This is a genomic window from Cupriavidus sp. GW823-FHT07A04, assembly GCF_058794615.1.
Window position 1 is genome coordinate 1 of the sequence record NZ_JBXAHA010000033.1, and the last position, 24014, is coordinate 24014.

Genomic DNA, 24014 nt, shown 5'->3' on the forward strand with positions numbered 1-24014 from the left:
CAACAACATCTACTAAGCCGCGGGCCACGCCCCAAGCTGAATTCGCAATCCACTGAATACCCCGGAGAACTGCCATGACTACCACCCTCGCCATCAAGGACCTGTCCGTCACCGAAGAACTCGACGCTCACGCCATGCGCGCCGTGCGCGGCGGCTTCGTGCCCTTCATGCCCGTCTTCAGCGCGGTCAAGATCGACTCGACCTTCAATGCCCAGCAGCTGATTGGGCAGACGCAAAACGTCGTCAATATGAACGGCAATAACACGGCCTTTGCCGACGACATCAAGTCCCACGTGAGCTCAACGCAGAACGCAGAGAACAACATCTATCGTTGAAGCCACCGCCGCCCTCCCGGCGTGCCGGGCAGGGCGGCCCTTTTCTTGCCGCAGGGCCTCTATTTACAGGTTGGATCGCGCCGCTAGCGGATACACAATGCATGCATGGCGTGTTGATGGCGCGGCTCCTTTGCATCCGGGCCGTGACTGACCCGGCGCAGCTGGCGCTGGCGATGTGGCTGACGGGGGCCGGTGCCCGCCGTGGCCTCCTCACCCCGCCGACGCTCGCAGGAGGCGATCGTGCCAGACCATTCCACCCCGTTCATCGTGCATGGTGCGCGCGCCGCGTTGCGGCGATGCCTGATGGCAGGCGCCTGCCTGCTGGTGCTGGCCGCTTGCGCCGACTTTCGTCCGCCGGTGTACCAGCGGCCCGAAACGCCGGCCAAGCCGGACTGGGCGCGCCAGGGATCGATCACGGTTTCGCCGGCGGACACGATCGTGCCGAACTGGTGGCAGGCATTCCGGGATCCGTACCTCGACGGACTGGTCGACAAGGCGATTGCGGGGAACTACGACATCAAGGTGCTGGCCGCACGCATCAAGGTAGCGGGCGCGCAGATTGCCGAGGTCAAGGCCGGCGCGCTACCCGTCTTCGACGTGGGGGCAGGGGCAAGCTTCGAGAAGAGCACAGGCACGTCGCTCGTCAAGACCTACAACCTCGGCACCCAGGTCAACTGGGACATCGATATATGGGGCAAGGTGGAGAAGGGTGTGCAGGCCCAGACCGCCGAATTCAACGCAACCGAAGCGGATTGGCGTGCCGGCTACCTCACCCTGGTCTCGGATGTGTCCACCACCTACTTCCAGATACTGCAGTTCGACGAACAGATCGATCAGCAGAGCAAGACACTAGCGAGGAACAAGCAGATCCTCGCCACCTACCAGGCCATGTTCCAGAACGGCCTGATTCCGAAGATCCGCGTGATGCAGCAGCAGGCCGAGATCAACCGGCTCACCAAGGACCTGCTGGAACTGCGCCGCTCGCGCGACATTTCCGAGAACGCACTGGCCACGCTGGTGGGCGTGCCGGCTGGCGTGTTCAAGGTGCCGGCCGGGCGACTGCAGGAGCGCGTGCAGCTGCCGGCGGTGCCGGCGGGGCTGCCGTCGCAATTGCTCTCGCGGCGCCCTGACATCGTGGCGGCGGAGTATCGCGTGCTCGAGTCCGTCAACCTGGTCGGCCAGGCGCGCCTGGCGCAACTGCCCAGCGTCAGCCTGACGGGCCGCGGCGGCACGGCGAGCTTCGCGCTGAGCGACCTGCTGAAGTCCTTCACCTTCGGCTTCATGCCGAGCATCAATCTGCCCATGCTGGACCCGGGCGTGCGTGCCCGGGTGAAGACCAGCGAGGCGCAGACCAAGGTCGCCGAGAGCGAATACGGCCGCACCGTGATTACGGCATTCGAGGAAGTGGAGAACGCGCTGGTCAATGTCGACGCACACAAGAAGCAGCGCGTCGAACTGCAGCAGCAGGTTGCGCAACTGCGTGTGGTGTCGGCGCAGATCGAGGCCCAGTTGAAGGAAGGCGTGGTGTCCCAGCTCGATGTATTCGAGACCGAGCGATCGCTGCTGAGCGCGCAGCAGGAATTGTTGGCCAACCACCAACAGATCCTGGCCGACACTGTCACCCTCTACAAGGCACTAGGGGGCGGGTGGCCAAGCACCGAGGTGAGCAACGCGCCGAAGGAGGCGTCGCAGCAGGTCTCGAAGTAGGGGCCTGCAACCCGTTGCGCACGAGGAGCCGGGCACGCCCGGCAAGGCGCGAAGTACGCCACCGGCGGACGTTTGACTACGGGCAAGCGTGGCCTACTATGTCCTTAGTCAACACGTTCACGACGCAGCGGGCCACACCGGCTCGCACCGTCGCCATGAAACATGGCTTGCCGCTGGCGCACGCGTCGTGGCACGCGCTGTTGGTGGTATCGAAACATGGCTCCAGACGAAGCTCTGATTGTCGAGATGCGGGCAAAGGTGGGGCAGGCGTTCGATATCGTGCTCGAGCCCATCTCCAACCCTGAGCTCGGCGAGATCCGCATCGACGAGAGCCTGTTCGCCGTGGGGCGCGCGGAAGCGCCTTTCGCGGCATACCCGCCCGATGTAGCCGCGGTGCTCTCGCGCCGTCATGCGCGCATTTTTTCCGAGCATGGCGCGGCCTATATCGCTGACCTGGGCAGCAAGAACGGCACCACCGTCAATGGCGCGGCTGTGGCACAGCAGCCGGCCAGGCTACGCGACGGCGATGAACTGCGCTTCGGCGCTGCGCTGTCCTACCTGGTGCGGCTACGCGCGCGCGCGCCGGTCCAGGCGGCAAGCCAGGCGCCGATGGTGCTGACGCTCGTGCCCGAGCGCGACGATCTTGGGCTGCAGCCGATCGAGGTGGCTGGCTTTCCCTTCCTGATCAGCAAGGCGGATGCGTCGTTCTCCCGTTACAAGGAGAGGTATCCCCACCAGGTCAACTATGTCTCGCGCCGCCATGCGCACATCTTCCTGAAAGGGAACGATCCATTTGTCGAAGACCTCGGCAGTACCAACGGGACCTTCGTCAACGGCAAGCGGGTAGATGAGCACGCGGTCGCCCTGGGCGAGAGAGACCTCCTTGCGTTCGGTGGCAATCATTTTGTCTATCGGGTTGGCATATGCAACGGGGCCGCCGCCGACGCAACCCTCACCAGTTCGATCCTGCCGCCGCCCGATGCCGCTGAAGTGCCTGCCCAGGACCCGGCGGCTCCTGTCTCGGCCCCGTCGGCACCGGCACCCGCCGCAGCGCCAGCACCCGCCACGCCGGCGCATGATTCCGACAAGACCACGTTTGTCGCCGCGGCTGGCTCCTTCCTGGATATTTTCTGCGTCGACTATGCCGCCCAGCAGGAGGATGAGGTCAATCAGGAGGCATTGCCCCAGCCGGAAGGCGTTGGGGGTGCGACGGACACGCCGCGTGGGCAGGGCAAGTTCGCGCTGGTCATGGGCAGGCTCGGCAGCAGCTTCGGCGCTTCGGAGCGCGCTGGCCTGAAGCGCGCGGCGCGCTGGGGCGGTGCCGTCGCCGTGGCGGTCGTGGCGTTGCTGCTCTTCCTGTACTTGCGCGGCGCGTCCGAGCGCGAGATGAGGTCCTTGATGGCCGGCGGCGACTATGCCCGCGCCGCTGCCGTGGCCGACGCGTATCTGGAGCGCCACCCGGATCATGCGCAGTTCCGCGCGATGGGTACCGAGGCGCTGCTGCGCGACCAGGTGCCGGGATGGATTGGCAAGCTGCAGGCGCGCGACTTCAATGGCGCCGAAACGGCGCTGGCGCGTATGAAGACGCTCGGCGCGCACAATGCCGACGCGCGCGGCGTGCTGGATGAACTCGACTGGATCGGCCGGCTGAACCGCTTCGTGGCCGGCCGGGGCGGCGTGGACGCGCCGATCCGCATCTTCACCGATGAAGCCAGCATGCGTGCGCTGCTCAAGCACTGGAATGACGACACGCCAGCGCACCAGCGCGCGCTGGACCGCATTGCCGCCTATGTGCCGCAATTCAGGGAGCCATATGCCGACGCACTCAGCAATGTGCGCAAGCTGCAGAGCGACGACTCGGTCTATCTGGCCGCCATCGACCGCTTGAACGCTTCGCTGGCCAGCGGGTTGGCGAGTGACCATCCTGAAGCGCTGCAGGCCGTGCTGGCGGACTACGCGGAGAAGTATCCAAGGCTCGCGGGCATGGATCGCATCAAGGAAGACCTGCGGCAGTACATTGCGCTGGACGGCGCGGCGCGCGCAGCCACGCTTGGCCCGCTGATGGCCCAGATGGCCAAGGCCAGCTTTTCCACGCCGCCCTTCCAGGCGCGCTTTCGCGAATTGGCAGCCAGCCGCCTGCCGGCGCCGGAGCTGGTGCGGCAGTACGCCGAGGTGGACAAGGCTTGGCGTGCAGGGGACAGCGCCAAGGCGTTCGCCGGGCTGCAAGCGATAAAGACGGGGCCGTGGGCCGAGGCCGCGGCCAAGGACCTTGCGCGCAAGCAGGCCGTCGCCGCGCAGTTCGTCGAGCTGCAGAAGGCGCGCGGCGGCAAGGACAATGAGGACGCCTTGCTGTCGTTCTACGCCATGCTCGATCCCACCGAGGATGCCTACTTCCTGAAGGCGGTCGAGCCCGATGTGGCGGCGATACACGATGCGGCGATCCGGCGTGCGCAGGAACTGATGAACGCCGCGCTTGCGTCGTGGCGCCAGTATCGCCGCGATGGCGCCATCGGCGGCGAGCAGCGGCTGGAGTCCGACATCTCCGCCAAGTTCCGCGCGCAGGCACGCCTGCTGTCCAATGCCAGCGCGCAAGCGCGCCAGGGCATGCGCATCTACGCGCAGTTGAAGGTTGGCGATACGGCGCAATGGAGCCAGGTCCGGGAGGATATCGATTCGGAGACCGAGCTGCAGCGGCGTTCCCTGCAGGAATTGCGCATGGTGCTGAGCCCTGCGCTGCTCAAGTCCAAGCTGGCATTGATTGGAGGGGAGGGTGATGAAGGACGACAGCCGAGACAATCGCCTTAAGCCGCTGTCCGAGGCGCTTGAGGACCACAGCGCCGAGGGCATCGCCATTCTCAGCGCGGAGCCCTGGAAGCTGATGCAGATCTCCGTGCTGGTCATGGTGTCGCTGGTCGTGTGCGCGCTGGTCTGGTCGTTCGTGGGCCACGCGGATGTGATCGTGTCCGCGGACGGCACCCTCGCCCCGGAGTCCGAAGTGCGGCGGTTCTATGCGCCGGTGGACGGGGAGCTGGCGGATCTTTATGTGGCCGAGGGCCAGCCGGTGAACAAGGACGACGTGCTGGCGCGTCTGAATGCACGTGGCGCGATCGAGGCCGCCACCAATGCGCTGGAAGCGCAGCTCAAGCTGCAGGATTCCGAGCGCGAGTGGAAGCAGTTTCCCGACAAGAAGCTGTTGATGCAGCGCAAGGCGGCAGCGTTGAAGCAGCAGATCGATGTGGCGGAGCGCCTGCACGAGAATCGTACGGCGGAGGGCACGACCCGGCTCGCGGAACAACAGCGGGCACAATTGCAGCAGGCGCGCAGCAACCTGGACAGCGCGCGTCGGACGCGTGAATTCGCGCGCCAGGAGCAGGACCGCTATGCCCGCCTGTTTGCGCTGCCGGGTGGCGGCGGGGTCTCGCAGTCACAGGTGGAGAGCAAGCGGATTGCGGCTGTTGAGGCGGAGAACGCACTGCAGATTGCCCAGTCGCGGCTGGCCGAGCTGGATTCCAAGCTGAGCCAGGAATTCAACCAAGCCACCGTGCAGCTCGAAGGCAGCAGCCAGGAGCTGACCAACCTGCGCATCCAGTACGACGCCGCGCTGCGCGAGATAGCCAATACGGAAGACAAGCTGCGCCTGCAGGTGCAGACCGCGCGGCTGGTTGCCGAGGCCGCGGCGCGCATCCGTTTCGAGAATATCGACAAGGACAACTTCCTGCTGATCCTGGCGCCCGTGGCGGGCGTGATCACCGATGTCAGCTCCACGCAGCGCGGTGACAAGGTCCTGGCCAATGCGCCATTGGGCGGCATCGCGCCCAAGAACGCGCGCCCCGTGCTCAAGATCGAGATTGCCGAGCGCGATCGTGCCTTCCTGCGCGAGGGCTTGCCCGTCAAGCTGAAATTCAACGCCTTTCCCTACCAGCGCTATGGCTTGATTGCCGGCACGCTCGAGTACATCTCGCCAGCGACCAAGCTGGCGGGGCCGAACAAGCAGCCGGTGTACGAGGGGCGCGTGCGGCTGGCGCAAGACTACTACACGGTGGCAGACAGCAAGTACCCGCTGCGCTACGGCATGACCGCCACGGCGGAAATCGTGGTGCGCGAGCGGCGCCTGATCGACCTGGGGCTGGATCCGTTCCGGCAGGTGGCGGGCTGAAGCCAGCGGATAGCGGCAACGCCTGGAAAGTGGTTGGAGACGCATCGGCGGCCCGCACCTGCGTGCGGGCGGATTTTGGCAAATGGGAAACAATCAAGGAGCTGACGAGATGACAGCGATTGTGCGGGTCGACGATGAAGTCATCGGGGTCGAGGAATTCATCCGGGTCTTGAAGCTCACGGGCCAGTTCGAAGGGCTGATCGAGCAGATCGTCAGGGACAAGCTCACGGTGCACGCGGCGAAGAAGCAGGGCATTACCGTGGCGCCGGAGGAAATCCAGGAGCGCGCCGACCAGTTCCGGCGTGTGCAGGGCTTGCACCGCGCGACGCAGATGAACCATTATCTCGATGTGCTCGGTGTGAGCCTGGATGAGTTCGAGGCGTTCGTGACCGATAGCCTCTTCCAGGAAAAGATGCTTGCCGAGGTGGCCAGCGACAAGGCGGTCGAGGCCTACTTCAAGCTGCACTCGCCGAAGTTCGACAGCATCGAGGTGAGCCATATTGTGGTGGACGCCGAGGGCAAGGCAAAGGAGCTGATCTCCTATCTGCGGGACGATCCCGACAGCTTTGCCGAGATGGCGCGAGAGCACTCCATCGCGGACACGAAGGAGCAGGGCGGCGCGATCGGCAAGGTACTGCGCGGCTCGCTGAAGACGGATATTGAAGCCAAGGTGTTCAACGCCGCCACCGGCGACCTGCTCGGTCCGTTCCCGTCCCAGGACCGCTCCTTCTTCGAGATCTTCATGGTGAGCGCCAAGCATCCTGCCACGCTCGATGCCGATGTGGCGGCGGAGGTGCGCCGGCTCCTGCGTGAAGACTGGCTGATGGCCAGGGCGCAGGAACACGTCATCGAAGCGCGCTAGCCGCTGGCGCTCAGACGCATATGGAAGCCAGTCCCGAACTGCATCCGCTCGCCGACTTCCTGGCCGGCGTGGAAATACTCTCGCCGTTCTCGCGCGAGGAAATGGAGCGGCTGGCGGAGCATGCGCAAGCGCTTTCGTACGGCTTTGGCGAGACCATCTGCAACGCGGGCGAGGCGGCAGACGGGCTTTTCATCATCAAGTCGGGGTCCGTGCGCATCTTCAACGAAGACAATGGCAAGGAAGTCAGCCTCGGCGTGCGCAAGGCGCGCGAGGTGTTCGCCGACATTGCCATGCTGCGCGAGTACCGGCATGAATCCTCGGTGCGCTCGTCCGCCAAGACCGAGCTGCTCTTTATTCCGCGCAGCGTGACCGAGCCCATGATTGCGCAAAATCCGGCGGCGATGGCTTTTGTCGCCAGCTATGTGGCGATCAGTTCGGCCGGCGGCTTTGTCGCCCGCTTGTTCGACCTGCGCGGCAAGCTCGACAAGAGTGAGCTGGAGGAGGCCGTGCGCAGCGTGGGGGTGAAGCGCGTTTCCGCCGGCAAGGAGATCCTGAAGCAGGATGCACGGGAGGATCGCCGCCTGTACGTGGTGCGCCAGGGCGAAGTGCGCATTGTGCGGACCGAGGAGGGCGTCGAGTATCCATTGGCGACCTTGCGCCAGGGCGATATCTTTGGCGAGCGTGCCTGCGTGATGCGACAAGAACAGATTGCGTCGGCCATCGCCGGCACGGATGCGCGGCTGCTGGTGATTCCGGAAAAGACCGTGCAGCTGATCCTGGAGCGCAATCCCAAGCTGCGCGAGGTGCTGGAAGAGCGCATACGCTTTATCGACAGGGAACTGCACCGGCAAAAGAGGATGGCCGAGCGGCGCAAGCATCCGGTGATGCTCGACCTGCGCTCGAAGCCGGAGTTTGGCGAACGCGTTATCCGCCGTTTCGCCCTGGTCGAGCAGGCCGAGGAGATGGATTGCGGCGCTGCCTGCCTGGCGATGATCTGCCGCCATCACGGCATCCCCATGACGCTCGGCAAGCTGCGCGAGCTGGCCAACGTGACCACGCAGGGCGCCACGCTGGACAGCCTGGCCCGCGCCGGCGAGTCGCTCGGCTTTACCACCCGCGGCGTGCAGTGCACGCATGATTCCCTGCTGGGTTTCGAGCTGCCGTTCATCGTGCACTGGGAGGGCTACCACTACGTGGTGGTCTACGGCGTCTCGAAGCGCTGGGTGTGGGTGGCGGACCCGGCCCTCGGCTTTCGCAAGATGGGCGTGGAGGAGTTCGAGCGCGGGTGGAGCGGCACCTGCCTGCTTTTCACCTCCGGCGAAAGCATGGCGCAACTGGCGGTGGCACGCTCGCCCTGGCTGCGCTTCATCGGCTACCTGGCGCCGTACAAACGGATCCTTGCGCACCTGTTCATGGCGACCTTCGTGATCCAGGTGCTGGGCGTGGTGCCGCCCCTGATCATCCAGAACATCCTTGACGGGGTGGTCGTGCACCAGAACATGGGTCTGCTGAACCTGCTGATACTTGGGTTGATCGTTTCCAGCGTGTTTTCGCAACTGATGAGTTCGGTGCGGGCGTATCTCGCCAATTTCATGGTGCGCAATATGGACTTTGCCATGATGTCGCACTTCTTCAAGCACACCTTGTCGCTGCCGTTTTCCTTCTTTGCCAAGCGCAAGACGGGCGACATCTTCGCGCGCTTCCAGGAGAACCAGACTATCCGCGCCTTCCTGACCGAGTCGACGGTGACGACGGCGCTCAACCTGCTGATGGTGTTTATCTACTTCACCATCATGTTTCTCTACAACGTCAAGATGACACTGGTGCTGATCGCCTTCGTGGTCCCGATCGCGATCCTGACGATCGTGGCAACGCCAAAGGTCAAGGCTTTCGCGCGCGAGGTGTTCACCACCACGACCGATGCGCGGTCCTACCTGATGGAAGCGCTGGGCGGGGTGGAAACGGTCAAGGGCATGGGAATCGAGCGCCCGGTGCGCCTGAAGTGGGAGAAGAAGTACGCCAAGGCGCTGGAGGTCCAGTACAGGGCGCAGGCATTCCATATCCTGGTTGGGCTGGCCAGCCAGTTGCTCAATGCCGCGACCACCATCGCGGTGCTATGGGTGGGCGCCAACCTGGTGCTGCAGCGCGAGCTGACCGTTGGCCAGCTCATTGCCTTCAACGCCTTCATGGGCAGCGTGCTGGCGCCTTTGATGGGGCTGGTGGCATTGTGGGGCCAGCTCAACGATGCCGGCGTGGCGATGGAGCGCCTGGGCGACGTGCTGGACCTCGATCCGGAGCAAAAGCCGCAGGATCTGGCGTCGCGCGTGATGCTGCCGGACCTGCAAGGCGAGATCAACCTGGAAGGCGTCTATTTCCGCTACGGCGGCGCCGAAACGCCCTACGTGCTGGAGAACATCAGCTTCAGCATCAAGCCCGGCGAATTGCTGGCCATCGTGGGACGCAGCGGATCGGGCAAGACCACGCTGGCCAAGATGCTGGTGGGATTCTACGTGCCCACGGACGGCAAGATCACCGTGGACGGCTACGACCTCGGCGTGATCGACAAAGAGTATTACCGCGCGCAGATCGGCTACGTGATGCAGAGCAACCTGCTGTTCTCGGGCACCATCGCCGAGAACATCGCCTGCGGCGACGACAGCCCGGATCGTCGCCATATCGAGGAAGTCGCCAAGATGGCCGATGCCCACGCGTTCATCAGCAAGCTGCCGCTGGGTTACGAGCAGGTGGTGGGCGAGCGCGGCGTGGGTTTGTCTGGCGGTCAGATCCAGCGCCTGTGCATTGCCCGCGCGCTTTATCACGATCCGCGCCTGCTGGTCTTCGACGAGGCAACTTCTGCGCTGGACACGCAATCGGAGAGCAATATCCTTGGCAACATGCAGGAGATCCTGCAGGGCCGCACGGCCGTGATCATCGCGCACCGCCTGAGCACCATCATGCGCGCGGACAAGATCCTGGTGCTGTACGAAGGGGCCATCGTCGAGCAAGGACGGCATGAGGAGTTGCTGGAGCGCAAGGGCATGTACTACCAGCTGGTGCAGAAGCAACTGAGCTCGGAGTGAGCGCTATTGCATAGCCCGGGTGCCGCTGGGCAGCAACGGCGCATCTGGCATATCTGCCGTAGCGCGATGCATGGGGGAGCGCGACATGAAGCTGTTCAACCAGGGTGGCTCCGTCGGGTCGGCCATCTCCTATGCCGGTCTGATCGAGAGGATCGAGATCCTGCGCTCCACGTTGCGCTGGGCCTCCAAGCTCGAGCGCACGGAGATCGAGAAGCTGCTCAAGCAGGCCACCACGCTGCGCGACGAGGTGATGCAGCTATCGCACAAGGAGCGCTTCGTGCAGGCGGCCGTGGCGGAGCCTGCGCCGGCCGACCTGGCGCCGCGCGAGCGCCGCCAGGCGTTGCTGGAGCGCAGCTTTATTTTCGAGGGCACCTTCGGCGACAACCCGAAGCTGCTGGAGGCGCTGGAGATTGCCGAGAAGGCAGCGCCCACCGATCTGCCGGTGTTGATCGATGGCGAGAGCGGCACGGGCAAGGAGCTGATGGCCAAGGTGATCCATGCCAACGGCTCCAGGACGGACAAGCCCTATATCTCGGTGAACTGCGGGGCGATCCCTGAGAACCTGCTGGAGTCGGAGTTGTTCGGCCACAAGAAGGGCGCCTTCACGGGCGCCGCCAACGATCGCCGCGGCAAGTTCGAGAGCGCGCACACCGGCACCATCTTCCTCGATGAGATTGGCGAATTGCCTCTCACCGGGCAGGTCAAGCTGCTGCGCGTGCTGGAGTCGCACGAGATCCAGCGGGTCGGCTCCGACGAGACCATTTCGGTCGACACGCGCATCGTTGCAGCTACCAACCGGGACTTGCGGCGCCTGAGCGAGGAGGGCAAGTTTCGCGAAGACTTGTTCTACCGCCTCAGCGTGATCCACGTCACCCTGCCGCCGCTGCGCGAGCGGCGCGACGAAATCGCCTTGCTGGTGGCTTATTTCGGCGACGAGGCCGCCGGCGTGCTAAAGCGCCGGCCCATCAAGCTCACCCCGCGCCTGCGCGACTTCCTGATGAATTACGCCTACCCGGGCAATATCCGCGAGTTGCGCAATCTGATGTACCGGACCTCCTGCCTCGCCGGCGACACGGCCGATCTAGAGCATCTTCCGCAGGACCTGCGGCCCAAGCCATCGGCGCCGGCAGCCAGCGGCGCCGTGGCACCGCTCGTGGTGGATGCATCCACGGCCACGTCACTCAGCGAAGCCAAGCGCGCCGCCAGCGATGAAGCCGAACGCGCTTTTCTCGAGCGGGGATTGCAGGAGGTCGGCGGCACGGTGGCGGAGCTGGCCAGGCGCTTCGACATGAATCGCTCGCACCTGCAGATGCTGCTCAAGAAACACGGCATCCATTCCAAGGATTTTCGCAACCAGGGCGCGGCGCAGGGCGGCAAGGCGCGGTAGGAGGGAGGGCGGTGAACCGCGCGCCAGGCTACAGCGCGGGATTTACCATGGTCTTGTCCGAGGCGTAGAGATCCTCCGCGCGCGCCACCACCGCCGAGATGTTGTCGTGGCCGCCGCGGCCCAGCGCCGCAGTCACCAGTGCCTGCGCCGCCAGCTCGCAATCGCCGCAGGCCAGCACGCTGGCGATCTCCGGGTCCCGCAGTTCATTGCTCAGGCCGTCGCTGCAGAGCAGGAACATATCGGCGTCCGCGACTTCCACCCAGGTCTGGTCCAGTTCCAGTGCCGTATTCGCGCCGACCGCGCGGGTGATGGTGTTGTGCGCAGGGTGATGCACGGCTTCTTCCGCGGTGATCAGGCCGCGCGCCTTGAGTTCTTCCACGCGGCTGTGGTCCCGGGTCAACTGGGTCAGGTGCGCGTCCCGGTACAGGTAGATGCGGCTGTCGCCTGCCCACAGGCAGCCACAGAAGCGTTCGCACGCCATCAGCACCACCACCGTGCTGCCAATGCGCCGGACCTGCCGGCGCGCCGCTTCCTCCAGCAGTTCGCGATTGACGTCCTGCAAGGCGATGCGGGCCCCGTCGAGCAAGCTTTCGAGGCTGTGCGGCAGGGCCAGCCGGGACAGCGTCTCCACGACCAGATTGCTGGCATAGTCGCCAACCGCGTGGCCGCCCATGCCATCCGCCACCACCCAGAGCCCCCGCTCCGGCTGGGCGAGGCAGGCATCCTCATTGCGCTCCCGCACCAGGCCGACATCGGTGCGAGCGGCTGAAGTCCAGCGGAATTGCGATGCACAGGTCACGATCATCTCCGGTGTTCGGGCGAGCTAGGACGCCACAACGCCACGCCAGTGCCCGGGCGGCATTGGCGTGGCGGGCGGCGCATGGCCGGACCGTGCGGGCTGAGCGCGAACCGGGTTACATCCGGCCGTCGTTTCTTGCCCCTTGTCCCGCTTGCACATTGATGTTCGCGCCGGGCGCCGTATTGCGAACGTCGATGTTCTGGAACTGGTTAACCATCTGATCAGCATAGAAGCTGTTGTTGATCTCGTAAAAGTTGACGACGGGACCAACGCTTTGCCGGGGCGGGGAATAGGGCTGGATCCAGCCGAATACCCAGGGTGCGCCGCCGCCCCGGATGGCCGCCATGGCCTGGCCGTCCAGTGTGCGGTTGGTGTAGAGGTCTTTGATGGTGAGCGCCGCCATGATGGTCTCCGGTGCGTGGGATGGGTAGGGGCTGTGTTGCGGTCCGTGGCTACTTGCCATGCTTCTACAGAGCAAAGCGCATGCCAGTGATGTGGCTGGCCCGATGCGGCGCCGTAAGTGCTTGAATTTTCTGTGTTTCCCCTCTTCGTTGGCGACGCCGGGCCGATCTCGGACTTCGCGGCGGGGCCGTAAGCGTTGGCGCAACGCCAACACCCTCCACCGGTATGGTGGGGGGGAACCCACCGATTTGACTCGGGCTCGCCGCCCGGCAGCCGTCTTGCGCGAAGTCGCGCCGTAGTGCACTGCCGCGGCCTTCGCATCCACTTCGTCATGGCTTACACGGCATCGGGGGCTCCTCTGATGCCATGCCACCAACACTATTGGCATCAGGCTGTTGGCTGGCCGCAGACGCTTTTCCCCTGCCTGGCCGGTTGAAATCCCCGCAATCTCTTGATTTGCCTGGGACGGCGGCGGGTGGCACGGTTGATGCGGACGGTATGGCAACCAGCAGGCAATGCCTGCGGCAAGCAAACAGATCAGAGGCAGCCATGAACCACCAACACCAACAACTAGACAAGGCCATCGATGCCGACCTTCCCCTAGGCGCGCACCTGGTCACGGAACGCCGCGGCTATGCCCACCACGGCATTTACATCGGCGAAGGCAAGGTGGTCCACTATGCCGGCTTTGCTGGCTCGCTCCATCGCGGCCCAGTGGAGGAAACCACGGTGAAAGTTTTTGCGGCCGGCCACACGGTTACCGTGAAGGCCAATCCTTGCGCCAGGTATGTCGGCCTGGAAGCCGTGGCGCGCGCCCGCTCCCGCCTCGGTGAAGACAACTACCGGCTCCTGACCAACAATTGCGAGCATTTCTGCACCTGGTGCCTGTTTGGCGAAGGCCGCAGTGAGCAAGTGGAAGCCTGCCTGCACCACCCCTCCATGGCCATGCAGACCGTGGCCAACTTGCTCAGGGCATTTCTCGAGACCGAGTTCAAGGGCACGCACTCCGGTGCCCGTGCCGCCTAGCGCCTGGCGCGTGACGTGGGTCGCTTCAACAAGGCAAGTCAAGGAGACTGACATGCAAACCGCCAAGATATCCCTGCGTGGGCTGATCGACAAATGGCTCGGCTCCAACCTGGCGGCGCCCGCGCGGATCACCCGCGTGCGCAGTTCGCGGGCTTGCCGCAGCGGCTGTATCCGAGTGGATGTGGCCCGCCCGTCGGGGCAGTTGTCGATGTTCTTCTTCCGCCATGCCGACGGGTGCTGGTGCGTATTCCCGCCAGCGCTCAGGGTGGGCTGAGGTGCTTGACCCGCGCCACGCCGCATGCGGGCTCAATGCCTTCTCCTGGCCACGCAGCGACGTGTCCATCTATCATGGCTTCATCCCCAGCGACGAGGAGCTGCGCGATGGAACGACGATTCGAGTACGGCGGCTATGCCGTGGTGGTACGCGCGGCAGCGCTGGCTGGTGGCGGCTATACGGCGACGGTTATCATTTCCGACGCCTTTGGCGACGCGCCGCAGCCTTCATTCGAGGAAGAGGCTGGCGTGGCCGGCACGGCGGAAGCCGCGATCGCCCTGGCGGAAGCCTCGGCCATGCGGACCATCGACGCCGGGCAGGTGAACTAGCCAGGCAGGCCCCGGCCTTCAATATCGTGCAGGGCTGTCATTAGCCGGACTTTGCACAGGTGCGCTTGCCGCGACTTAAAATGGCGGCTGCCGGTCAGCCTGACGCCCGTCCGGGCGCGCCGACCCGCTCCTCCGGAACCCCATGTACGCCATCCTGCCAGCCTTCGTGTCCGCCATTTTTCTGGGATTCGGCTTGTACGTGCTGGTCACCAAGGGCGTCACGCGCATTTCCACGTCCTTCTTTCTGCTGTGCGTGACCACCTTTGCCTGGCAGGGAACCTGGGCCTTCCTGTTCCAGGCTGAGCAGCCGGATGTGGCGCTGCTGCTCGCCAAGGTGGGCTATCTGTTCATCATCTTCCTGCCAACCTGTTTCTATCACTTCGTGACCGAGGTCACCGAGTGCCGCACCGAGCGGCCGCTGCTGCTGGTTTCCTACGGACTGTCCCTGGTGTTGGCGGTGATGGTGCTGACTGGCGGTGAGGTGGTGTCCGGCGTCTATACCTATTTCTTCGGTGAGTACCCCAAGGCCGGGCGGTTGCATCCGCTGCATGTGGCGCAGACGGTGCTGCTGGCCTGCCGCAGCGGCTGGCTGCTGCTGGCCGCGCGCCGCAACGCCACGGGCGAGAAGTGCAAGCGTCTGGATCTGTGCCTGGTGAGCCTGTGCCTTTACTCGCTGGCCGCGGTCGACTACGCGGCCAACTACGGTTATGCCTTTTATCCGCCAGGGGTAATCTTCATCGGCGTCAGCCTGGGCATTCTTGCGGTGACCATTGTGCGCTACGACTTGATGCACCCCTTCTCGCTGGCGGCTACCGTGGCGCACGAGGTGCGCACTCCCTTGACCACGATCCGCCTGCAGGCCGACGAAATCGGCCGAGCCTGGCCCGATCTGCTGGCCGGCTATCAACTGGCGGTGGCGCACGGCTTGTGCGAGGGCCGCATGCGGCCCGGGCAACTGGACCGGGCCGCCGGTCTGGTCGCCTCCATCCAACGGGAGATCGATGGCACCCACACCGTGATCGACATGGCGCTTGCCTCCGTCACGCTGGAACGGCTGGACCGCCGTAGCTTCACCGCGCAATCCCTGCAGCACTGCGTGGTGTCCGCTCTCGATCGCTATCCTTTCCAGGCGGGGGAGCGGGAACGGGTGACGGTAGGCCAGATTGACCCAGCCTGGTGCTTCCGGGGCTCCGATACGCTGCTGGTCTACGTGCTGTTCAACCTGCTCAAGAACGCTCTGCAGGCCATGCGCGCGAGCGGCAACGGCCGCATCGAGATCGGTGCGGTGCAAGAACGCGGCTGCTGGCTGCTTCGCTTCAGCGATACCGGCCCCGGCATCGCGCCGGAAGTCCTCCCACGGATCTTCGATCCCTTTTTCTCCACCAAGGCCCACGGCAGTGGCGCCGGCATGGGGCTGGCCTTCTGCCGCCGCGTGGTCGAGGCTTTCGATGGCCGCATCCAATGCGAATCCGTGCGCGGCGTCCACACCACCTTCACACTGCGCCTGCCGGACGCGCATACGGGCAAAGGCCGTGCCCTGCGTGCCCGCCCCGCCAGCCACGTGCCGGCCAGCGGGGCGGGGCCCGTTTAGCTAGCGAAGGTAGGCAGCTTCAATTCATACTCCTTGACGCGCTCCACGATCTCCTTCGGGAAGCGCATGATGCGCTTGTCCCTGCCGGCGAACACGATCTGCTGGTAGCCGAGCGACACCGGGCGCCCCCCGACGCAAAAGCGGAACAGCAGGTAAGCCGAGCACTGCTTCACCTGGAAGGTATTCAGGTAGCAGTCCACCTTCTGGAACGGGAAGGTCTCTTCCACGTACTCCTGATGCGCGCGCTTGGTCACGAACACGCCTCCGGCAGCCAGCAGGTTGTCGTGAATGCACTCGTGGAACCAGCGTTCCCGGCAGACGCCCTGCCACTCGAAGTAGCGCGCAAAGTAAGTATTCATGAAGGCGTTGGAATCCTTGAGATAGATATCGATTGCATGATGGAACGTCTTTTGCGGGGGCGTCTCCTGTATGTCTCGCGTGAACATGTCGCTACCGCGGCTAAGCACATGGGGGATTGCGTCTCGCATCAACATTGAAAGCTCCTGGCTAGGAATGGCTGCTGGCGGCAGCCACGCACGCCCCCCCGAAAGGGTGGGGCACACCGCATTCTGTCTGCTTTGCCACGCCGGGTGAGGTGAACGAGGGGGGCTGTTGCGCGGGCAGGTGGGCGCGCGTCGGGGGAATGCACTGGTATGGGCGTAATGGCAGGGATCGAGACTGCCGCCGGACGCCCGAGAAACCTAGCTTTGAAGCTGAATTCCAAGCGCCTGCTCATCGCCATTGCGTGATTGCGTCTCGCTGGTTCTTTGAAACGGCGCAGTCCCTTTCATCGAAGGGGGCACTTACACGCGCGAAGCCCCCGCATAGGAACTCGTCATCGAGTCCAACCGACAAATGGAGGGCGCAGTGAGTAGATCCATCAACGCTTGCTTCTCCGGTCCATTCGGTGTCCTGCCGTTGGCTATGGTGATTTCCAGTGGCGCAAGGTCCGGCAGTCCCTCCTGAAGCCCAATGATCCGGAGTTTTCCGCCCACTGATTGCTTGGGTACTGCGGCGATGGCGTTGCCAGCCTGCGCACAGGCGAGGATTCCCATCGTATCTGGACTGGAGTACACGCAACGATAGGGGATCGATGCCGACTCCAACGCATGTACAACATGCGCCCGAGGGGCCGAGGCCACTTCGAACATGGCCAATGGGAGGGGCCGCTGGGCGGCCAGGTTAGTTGCAGACAAAGCCACAACCCAGACAAGTTCCTCGGAATAAATAGGCGGCCCTGGAAATTGAGGGCAACACGTGCCTACGGCGAGGTCCAGCGAGCCGCTCTCCAACCTGCGCCCAAGCTCGAGCGTAGACAAGCAGACTACCTCCACCTGGACAGCCGGGAACTGGAACGTGAAGGCACGCAGTGCCGCAGGCAGTACCAGGCTGGCATAGGCGTCTGGCGTGCCAATACGCAGCGATCGTTCGTAGGTCACGCACGACAATGCCTGCCACGCTTGCTCGTGAAGCTCCTGGATTCGCTCCGCATAGACTTGCAGCGTTTCCCCTGCTGGCGTCAAGGTAAGCAGGCGTGGACTTCGCACGAATAGCGGCGCTTCGATATCCAACTCCAATTGCCGGATCTGCATGCTGACGGCGGCCTGCGTCAAATGCAGCATGTGTGCGGCTCGAGTGAAATTGCGTTGCTGTGCGACAGCAAGGAAGGTTCGAAGCTGGTCCGATTTAAGTTGCTTTTTCATTCGCCGCCTGTTCATTGACCGCAGTACCACAGGTGTCATACGGCGCCGAATTTCACCACACTTCACGTGCGCGCGTCATGTGCCAACACGCACCATTAGAAAGACTTGTGAAGCCATCAATTTATGTTGCTTTATTCTCTGTATCTGCCGGGCAATACTTCCAGCCGCACTGGGGCCAGAGGCAAGGGTCTGAGCGTCTGGCGGTGTCGTATCCCGCCCCGCTAGACACAGTCGCAAACGCGTTGCATCCAAAAGCAGCGCTTGCGCAGGTAAACGCGTTGCCACACGCGGGGTCAATGTGGCTCGTTTGTCACTTTTAGTTTTCCGGTCTCAGTGCTCCTTCCATGTACGCAAGCTTTGCGTGCAGGGGCTTCTGGCGTATGGCCCCTTTGTTCTCTTGAATCGTAGGCCTTTCTACTCGCATGCCATTGAGCTAAATCATGTCTTCATTCCGGCTGCACTCGGTGGAACTCCGGGTTCCGATAGGTGCGCTCAGTCTCCAGGGCGGAAGTCGGTCGCATTCGCCAGAGCGCCAGGCTCCCATTGCCCAACGCAAGCTGTTTCGAAGTCACAGCTTCCGCCCCGAGATGAACACAGTAAGGCACCGGCCCATGCCGCGAGCCGGCAGAACCTGCGTTAGATTGCGCCTTGCGCAAATGAGATTCGCGCGGCCACTCCGAAATCAGTCAAGAAACCTTCCTTAGTCACACATCTGGGTGCATTCTTTCTGAGCTGCGGCCCGCCGTTCGTAGATGTATTTTGCCAAGTCGCCTACGTGGATCCCCTTGCGCTCTTGTTTGAGCCTTCGATGTGGATCCTGACCTAGGGCAGGGCAATGCCCGAAATGAAGCCGATCGTGGGTCCTTGGGCCGTGCTACGATCCTCTTGAACAACTGGAGAAAGCTATGGATCTCCAAGGCTTCACGTACTACAAAGATCACTGGTATGAGGCTTCCGCAGCATCCCCAACTGGTGGGCCCTGGCATGGCGAGGTGACGATCTGTGCAAAGGCGGGGGACGGCAGCTCGATCAAGATCTTCGAGCATGAACCCGTGCCTGGGCAGTACTTTTCCGAAGGCGAGGCGTGGCAGCATGCGCGCGACTATGCCGAGAAGCTCATAGACGAAGGCCGGGCGAATCCGGGCGCTCACTGAGCACCGTATCACCATCCGGCTCAACCACACTGCGTGCTACGGTCTTCCGAGATCCGGGGAGGCACATATGGACTTCAAGTACAGAGGTCGGGATATCTCCATCCAGGCGAGAGAGGTCGCGAGCAATCGGTGGGACTGGTCGTATGTCATCCGTGGGCACGGACACAGGCAAAACACTCGGGAGCCTGCGGCCTCGGAAGAGATCGCGATCGATGATGCATATCGAGTTGCGAAACGCGAGATTGATCAGATCAGCGTTGACTGCGACGACTAGCATCTCGCAGTTCGGGCACTTGAGCGGATAAACGGTGCCGATGCCAATTCGGAATCTGCCGCAGCCGCGCTGGGTGTGACCGAAAATCGCCTGTCCATCGCTTGCATGATTGCCGAGGTCCAGCAGGTAGACATCGCGCTTCTTGTCAATGCACTGATGATGGATCTCCCGCCGGGCCTTCGCGCTGCCGACGCATACGATCACGAACGCGCCGCTTATGACGCTCAAGAGTTCGGCCAACCCGCAGCGCTTGGACTGGGCGACCCAGTCGAGGCCGAAGTGCATGTTCACGCGATGCGTCAGCTCCGCCGCCTTGTTCTGCCCCACATCAGCCGCACTGAACAGCTGGCGGCCCATGTTTGCCTCGCTCAGCGTATCCGGGTCGAACGCCACGACGCGCAAGCCTGGATGTCCGAGTGCGCTGATGGCGTGTTGAGCCTGGCCAGCCTCGCCATCATCTGCGCGCCTTGGGCCATTCCGTTCACCACTAAGATGAACTTCACCGCCGGGGGAAGCACGCTTTCAGCGGCGGTTTGACGGCGGGCCGGGCCACTCCGAAGCGGTAGTGCTGGCAGTCGGCGTCGAACGATAGGTACTCCGCCAACCAGACCATGGCCTGAAGATGGCGGGTCTCGACGTCCTGCACGGTGATCGCGTCGGGCGATACTAATATGGTGTCGCAAGGCCGGCGCAGTTCGGCCGTGTGGCCGGAAAGGAAGTGGGATTGTGGGAGGAGGGGGCAGCGCCCCTTTTTGTCACTCGCCGAGAGCGGGGACGCTCCCTTCCTGCACCAGGATTCGGGGCGAACCCATCTCGCCGGTTTCCTCGTCCACCAGCACCTCATAGGCCGCGACGCCAACGAAACTTGAGGCCATGCCGTTCGCGATGCGGATAGCGCCGACTTCGCTGGATGCCTGGCGGATCTCGCCAGGCAGGAGCGCTTCGCCCTTGCCTTTACGGTAGGGCACGACGATGTACTTGATGGCGCGAGTATCAGGCATGGCGGCAACTCCGAGCGTTGGTGGGTGCTGCGGAATGCAGCACGTTTACTGTATGAATATACAGTATAGGGAGTACACGACGGGATTTTGTAAAGGCTGAGTTAACTGTATGGATATACAGTGTTACTTAGGCTGAACCTACAGCGACCACTGCCTGGCTGGCTGGTGCCACGACGTCAAGCCACTTCCAGCCGGCGAAACGGTCCCCATCGTGCCGTAAGTGGGTATAGCGCTTCAGGCTCTGCCAGCTCCTGTGCCCAGTCACAGCTGCGACGCGCGGGATGCTCAGGCCCATCTCAAACAGCCGGCTGGCTCCCTCGTGCCGCATGTCATGCAGGTGCAGGTCGTCAATCTCCAGAAGCTTGGCGGCCCGGGTGAAAGCGGCGCTCACCGAGTCGCTGTTGGCCGGGAAGATCCTGGCCTCGCGTTTCGGCTGGGCCTTGATGATGCGCATAGCCTCGGCCGGCAGGTCGCACCAGACATCGTTGCCAAGCTTTTCGCCGGGGTGTTTCAGATCGCGCACCATGATGCGCTCACTCGGCTCGTCCAAATCGTCCCACGTGATTCGGCACATTTCCTCCAGTCGGCGCGTGGAGAAGATCGCGAACGCGGTGAGCGCCTGCATCGGCGTGCTATCCACCCGTTTCGCGCGGATGTTGCCGAAGTGCGCCATGAGCAGGTCGAGTTCAGCCATCGTCGGCCGGCGGTTGCGGGCTACAGAGCGGCTTGTCACGCCGAGTTTCTTCGCCACCTTGCGTGCATCATCCATCGCCGTTTGATCGAGCGGGTAGCCCCAAGCCGGGCGAGCTATCGCAAAGATGAGGTAGTTGCCGACCGTTTGCGGCAGTACGCCGAGGCTCTGCGCAAACTGTGTGATCTCCTGGCTGCGGATCTTCGAGCAGTGCATCGAGCCGATCGGTGCTGCCTTGATGGCGCGGAGCACCTGTGTTTTCGTCCGGCCGATGTCCTTGCGAGACATCTCTGATGTAGTGGTCGATCACGGCGCTCAGCAGTGGGTCATCCCGCTGCGCGGTTTCCAGCGCGCCGGGCTGTGCCAGTTCGCGCTCGCGTTTTTCCATCCAGGTCGCGGCGGCCTGGCGGCGATCAACCGTCTTGGTTTCGGAGAGCACCACCTTGCCGCCTGGCTTCGGGCGGATCGCGGCGGCGTCGCCTATACTCCTGTCCTTGCGTTCGCGCTGATGAATGGTGCCCATGGTTTCCGGTGCAGCATGGTTTTTTCAGTGCAACATTGAAACACCCGAGCTCAAAAATGAGCCTAAAGAGGCAGTAACCGTAGGAAATGGCACACGTTCAGAATCCCCCGCAAACCGAGGCTGGAGGCGGAATCCCAGCAAAATCAACGGGCCGCAGAATATCGGTTGCACCGATGATGGATTGGGGGAACTGGGAGCGGTGCAATCAAGCTGGGTAAGGGCTGTAGCCGGTGCTGCAAAAGCGTGTAGCACCAATGTTGCACTTGTCGAGCAGTCCTCCATAGCTGCTGTTGGATGATCCTTCGTCTTGGGGGTGGGTAGGGTCGGGTGTATATGGCATGATCCCGGGTTGGTCTGGGACGGGTCATGAGAAAAAGCACGGTTGAGTATTCTGTATATCAGGGGGAGAAGCTGGCGCGCCAGCGGGCGCGCTACGCTGCCCGACGGGAAAAACGCCGGCGTCGAAGCGCGCGCCGAGCAGCGCTGCAGCAATCTCGCTTTCGGAGACGGTCGGAGGTCATTGGCATGCTCGCTGCGTGCGCCCGTCGGGCATTGCCGGTCCGCAAAAACAACGAATTGCGAGTAGTCGTTCCCAAGCATTTCTCCATCATTGATGACCCGGATCTTGTCCTCGATACGCTGACCGCCTTTGCAGCGGGCCTAGACGGGCAGAACATCCAAAAGGTTGTCTTCGACCATCGGTATTTGGAGAAGTACGATCTCGCCGCGAACGCGCTGCTTGACATCGTTGCAGTCGAGCGCAATGTCGAGATTAAATGGCGCCAGCGGAAGCGGCAGTTGCGGGTGGCGGGCGTATATCCGTTGGATGAATCGGTCAAGCGATTCATAAAAGCCATGGGCATCATAAAGCACATGGAAATCGCCCATGAGGCGCTCAGCAAGGATGAAGCGAAGACTCTGCGGATCTTCGACGCTCGCAACCGGAACTATTACAGTCCGGCCGACGGATCCAAAGCGGACTACAAGGATCTTCAGCAGCGGAAGTTTGTCGATCACATCGATGCATGTCTAAGGGATCACAAATGGGAGCTTACGGATCTAGGTAAGCACCAATTGTTGACGTACCTCGGCGAGATCTTGGCAAACGCCGAGGATCATGCGGGCTACCTAGACTGGTCGGTGCAGGGGTATCTTGACAATTCGCTCGATGTCCCAATGTGCGAGATAGCCATCTTCAACTTTGGCCGAAGCATCGCGGAATCTATGAGGACTGCTGAGGGCGAGTACACCTGGCGCCAGGTTAAGCCGTACCTCGATATGCATGCACGGAAGCGTCTCTTCGGCACCTCATGGAACGAGGACGATTTGTTGACGGTGGTGGCACTGCAAGGAAACGTCAGTCGTTTGAACCGTGACGAGCGGGATACCCGTGGACAAGGTACAGTTGAACTCATAGACTTCTTTCAGACGATCCACGATGTGTGCAATGTGTCGGGGTCGGATGCGCGCATGGCGATCATTTCCGGCAGCACCTATGTGCTCTTTGATGGCACGCACCGGATGGCGACGCGGCCTGGCGCCGGCAAGATTATTGCTTTCAATGATACAAACGACCTGAATGAGCGGCCTGACACCAAGTACGTTAAAAGTCTTGGTCCTCTCCGCTTCCCCGGGACGATTATCAGTATAAAATTTCCTCTTTCCTTAGCCGATAGCACCTTGGTCGAGGAGGTTTCACAACATGGGAACGGCAATGACAATTAATTTTCGCGACATAGAGGGTCCTGTTTACTCTGGACGCCCGCGGGGAGAGTCACTGCGTCAGAAGTATTCCCTTGACAGCGTTGACGCAACGTCGGACACGGTTTCGGTAGACATCCCAGATGAGACGTATTCGGTGACAAGTTCGTTTTTTCTCGGCTTGTTTGGGCCGAGCGTCCTGAAAGCGGGGAGTCAGGAAGCGTTCTTCCGAAAATTTCGCTTCCATGCCAAGCCTGTGCTGATGGATGCGTTCGCTGACTATGCAGGTCGGGCCTTGCAGTCAAAAAGCCTTTTTTCTGGCTCTTGACTCCGAAGGTTACTTCGCAGCCGGTGGCAGCCGCTCATCCTGCCCCGGCGAGCGCTAGCAGTCCCGCTTCCGCCCCCGCCTCCGTGCTTCCTACCGCCCAAATTGGTGCGGGGAATACTGTTGCGCACGTCATTATCGAGGCGAAAGATCCCATACCAATGAAGGCGATTGGGCAGCCTTGGTACCTGCAGCCGTCGCTGTGGCTCTCGTTGGTCGCAGTTCTCGTTTCTGCCGGAACGTTCTATTTCAACCACCGTAAGGACGTGCGGAAGAGCGAGCGCGACCGCGAGCAGTCGATTCAAGACGACTTTTGGATGCGATCGGTGGCGTTTCCCAACGCAATCGAGCCGGTAATCACGTTCTGCTCACAGGTGATGACCGACCTCCCTGAGGAGGATACAGGTCCTAAATCGACTTACTTCCCCACCTTCCACAAGCAACAACGCGACCTCGCAAACAAGGCCACGCTAATCAGTGCGCTGTGGCCCCAGTTGTCACAAGAGATCGGCGTGGCCCTTGAGACGCTTGAAGACGCTGTTGCGGAGTATTGTGGGCATGACCCTGGCGATGCCACGAAGTCTGCGGAAGACCACGCTTTGTATTCGCGGGCTGCAACAGTCACTAGAGTATCGCAAGCATTGACCGCGGTAGTTGCCGCAGTGCAAGGGCACCAAAAGCGAACATAGGCGTA

The 24014-nt window shown here is 62.7% G+C and carries 23 protein-coding genes; 17 read left to right on the forward strand and 6 right to left on the reverse strand.

Annotation, left to right across the window (positions count from 1 at the left end):
* Nucleotides 1-74 precede the first annotated feature (74 nt).
* From AC1Q7Q_RS37795 to AC1Q7Q_RS37825, 7 genes are all read left to right on the forward strand, one after another.
* Nucleotides 75-335: a hypothetical protein gene (locus AC1Q7Q_RS37795; RefSeq protein WP_492373539.1), complete on the forward strand. Its 261-nt coding sequence runs from the start codon at nucleotides 75-77 to the stop codon at nucleotides 333-335.
* 303 nt (nucleotides 336-638) lie between these two features.
* Nucleotides 639-2042: an efflux transporter outer membrane subunit gene (locus AC1Q7Q_RS37800; protein WP_492373632.1), complete on the forward strand. Its 1404-nt coding sequence runs from the start codon at nucleotides 639-641 to the stop codon at nucleotides 2040-2042.
* Nucleotides 2043-2258: 216 nt separating this feature from the next.
* Complete coding sequence (locus AC1Q7Q_RS37805) at nucleotides 2259-4847, forward strand: FHA domain-containing protein (RefSeq protein WP_492373540.1); 2589 nt, start codon at nucleotides 2259-2261, stop codon at nucleotides 4845-4847.
* Nucleotides 4816-6198 (forward strand): beta-barrel domain-containing protein, encoded by a 1383-nt coding sequence (locus AC1Q7Q_RS37810; protein WP_492373541.1) that lies wholly within the window; start codon nucleotides 4816-4818, stop codon nucleotides 6196-6198. Before AC1Q7Q_RS37805 ends, AC1Q7Q_RS37810 begins: the two co-directional genes overlap by 32 nt.
* A gap of 109 nt (nucleotides 6199-6307) precedes the next feature.
* A complete protein-coding gene (locus tag AC1Q7Q_RS37815) occupies nucleotides 6308-7060 on the forward strand; it encodes a peptidylprolyl isomerase (protein ID WP_492373542.1) in 753 nt (250 codons plus the stop codon).
* Nucleotides 7061-7080: 20 nt separating this feature from the next.
* Nucleotides 7081-10140, forward strand: a complete 3060-nt coding sequence (locus tag AC1Q7Q_RS37820) for an ABC transporter transmembrane domain-containing protein (protein ID WP_492373543.1) — start codon at nucleotides 7081-7083, stop codon at nucleotides 10138-10140.
* 85 nt (nucleotides 10141-10225) lie between these two features.
* Nucleotides 10226-11527 (forward strand): sigma-54 interaction domain-containing protein, encoded by a 1302-nt coding sequence (locus AC1Q7Q_RS37825; protein WP_492373544.1) that lies wholly within the window; start codon nucleotides 10226-10228, stop codon nucleotides 11525-11527.
* A gap of 28 nt (nucleotides 11528-11555) precedes the next feature.
* Here the strand turns inward: AC1Q7Q_RS37825 and AC1Q7Q_RS37830 are convergent, their stop codons facing one another.
* Nucleotides 11556-12326 carry a PP2C family protein-serine/threonine phosphatase gene (locus AC1Q7Q_RS37830; RefSeq protein ID WP_492373545.1) on the reverse strand — a complete coding sequence of 257 codons (771 nt, stop codon included), beginning with the start codon at nucleotides 12324-12326 and terminating at the stop codon, nucleotides 11556-11558.
* A gap of 115 nt (nucleotides 12327-12441) precedes the next feature.
* Nucleotides 12442-12729 (reverse strand): hypothetical protein, encoded by a 288-nt coding sequence (locus AC1Q7Q_RS37835; protein WP_043347272.1) that lies wholly within the window; start codon nucleotides 12727-12729, stop codon nucleotides 12442-12444.
* A 548-nt stretch (nucleotides 12730-13277) separates the two neighbouring features.
* Here AC1Q7Q_RS37835 and AC1Q7Q_RS37840 point away from each other — a divergent pair.
* From AC1Q7Q_RS37840 to AC1Q7Q_RS37855, 4 genes are all read left to right on the forward strand, one after another.
* On the forward strand, nucleotides 13278-13754 hold the full coding sequence (locus AC1Q7Q_RS37840) for a lecithin retinol acyltransferase family protein (protein WP_492373546.1): 477 nt from the start codon (nucleotides 13278-13280) through the stop codon (nucleotides 13752-13754).
* 52 nt (nucleotides 13755-13806) lie between these two features.
* Nucleotides 13807-14028, forward strand: a complete 222-nt coding sequence (locus AC1Q7Q_RS37845) for a hypothetical protein (protein WP_183036168.1) — start codon at nucleotides 13807-13809, stop codon at nucleotides 14026-14028.
* Nucleotides 14029-14135: 107 nt separating this feature from the next.
* Entirely contained in the window at nucleotides 14136-14357 is a 222-nt protein-coding gene (locus tag AC1Q7Q_RS37850; RefSeq protein ID WP_150992891.1) for a hypothetical protein, read from the forward strand.
* Nucleotides 14358-14499: 142 nt separating this feature from the next.
* The gene (locus tag AC1Q7Q_RS37855; RefSeq protein WP_492373547.1) at nucleotides 14500-15948 is read left to right on the forward strand and encodes a sensor histidine kinase; all 1449 of its coding nucleotides are present in this window, start codon (nucleotides 14500-14502) and stop codon (nucleotides 15946-15948) included.
* Here AC1Q7Q_RS37855 and AC1Q7Q_RS37860 read toward each other — a convergent pair.
* Nucleotides 15945-16442 (reverse strand): acyl-CoA thioesterase, encoded by a 498-nt coding sequence (locus tag AC1Q7Q_RS37860; RefSeq protein ID WP_043347261.1) that lies wholly within the window; start codon nucleotides 16440-16442, stop codon nucleotides 15945-15947. The genes AC1Q7Q_RS37855 and AC1Q7Q_RS37860 overlap by 4 nt on opposite strands.
* Nucleotides 16443-16751: 309 nt before the next feature.
* Nucleotides 16752-17651, reverse strand: a complete 900-nt coding sequence (locus tag AC1Q7Q_RS37865; protein WP_492373548.1) for a LysR family transcriptional regulator — start codon at nucleotides 17649-17651, stop codon at nucleotides 16752-16754.
* 905 nt (nucleotides 17652-18556) lie between these two features.
* On the opposite strand from AC1Q7Q_RS37865, the gene AC1Q7Q_RS37870 reads away from it, so the two are divergent.
* Nucleotides 18557-18805 carry a hypothetical protein gene (locus AC1Q7Q_RS37870; RefSeq protein WP_492373549.1) on the forward strand — a complete coding sequence of 83 codons (249 nt, stop codon included), beginning with the start codon at nucleotides 18557-18559 and terminating at the stop codon, nucleotides 18803-18805.
* Between the two features lie 349 nt (nucleotides 18806-19154).
* Nucleotides 19155-19616 (forward strand): hypothetical protein, encoded by a 462-nt coding sequence (locus tag AC1Q7Q_RS37875; protein WP_492373550.1) that lies wholly within the window; start codon nucleotides 19155-19157, stop codon nucleotides 19614-19616.
* A gap of 218 nt (nucleotides 19617-19834) precedes the next feature.
* Here AC1Q7Q_RS37875 and AC1Q7Q_RS37880 read toward each other — a convergent pair whose 3' ends face one another.
* Nucleotides 19835-20080: a hypothetical protein gene (locus AC1Q7Q_RS37880; RefSeq protein WP_492373551.1), complete on the reverse strand. Its 246-nt coding sequence runs from the start codon at nucleotides 20078-20080 to the stop codon at nucleotides 19835-19837.
* 127 nt (nucleotides 20081-20207) lie between these two features.
* A complete protein-coding gene (locus AC1Q7Q_RS37885; RefSeq protein ID WP_492373552.1) occupies nucleotides 20208-21059 on the reverse strand; it encodes a tyrosine-type recombinase/integrase in 852 nt (283 codons plus the stop codon).
* On the opposite strand from AC1Q7Q_RS37885, the gene AC1Q7Q_RS37890 reads away from it, so the two are divergent.
* The 4 genes from AC1Q7Q_RS37890 (at nucleotide 21043) to AC1Q7Q_RS37905 (ending at nucleotide 24009) form a co-directional block, all read left to right on the forward strand.
* The gene (locus AC1Q7Q_RS37890) at nucleotides 21043-21333 is read left to right on the forward strand and encodes a hypothetical protein (protein ID WP_492387286.1); all 291 of its coding nucleotides are present in this window, start codon (nucleotides 21043-21045) and stop codon (nucleotides 21331-21333) included. The two genes, AC1Q7Q_RS37885 and AC1Q7Q_RS37890, sit on opposite strands and share 17 nt — an antisense overlap.
* Nucleotides 21334-21660: 327 nt before the next feature.
* Nucleotides 21661-23019 carry a hypothetical protein gene (locus AC1Q7Q_RS37895; protein WP_492373633.1) on the forward strand — a complete coding sequence of 453 codons (1359 nt, stop codon included), beginning with the start codon at nucleotides 21661-21663 and terminating at the stop codon, nucleotides 23017-23019.
* Nucleotides 23009-23323, forward strand: coding sequence for a hypothetical protein (locus tag AC1Q7Q_RS37900; protein ID WP_492387287.1), 315 nt, complete (start codon nucleotides 23009-23011; stop codon nucleotides 23321-23323). Before AC1Q7Q_RS37895 ends, AC1Q7Q_RS37900 begins: the two co-directional genes overlap by 11 nt.
* 83 nt (nucleotides 23324-23406) lie before the next feature.
* A complete protein-coding gene (locus AC1Q7Q_RS37905; protein WP_492373555.1) occupies nucleotides 23407-24009 on the forward strand; it encodes a hypothetical protein in 603 nt (200 codons plus the stop codon).
* Nucleotides 24010-24014: the final 5 nt, after the last annotated feature.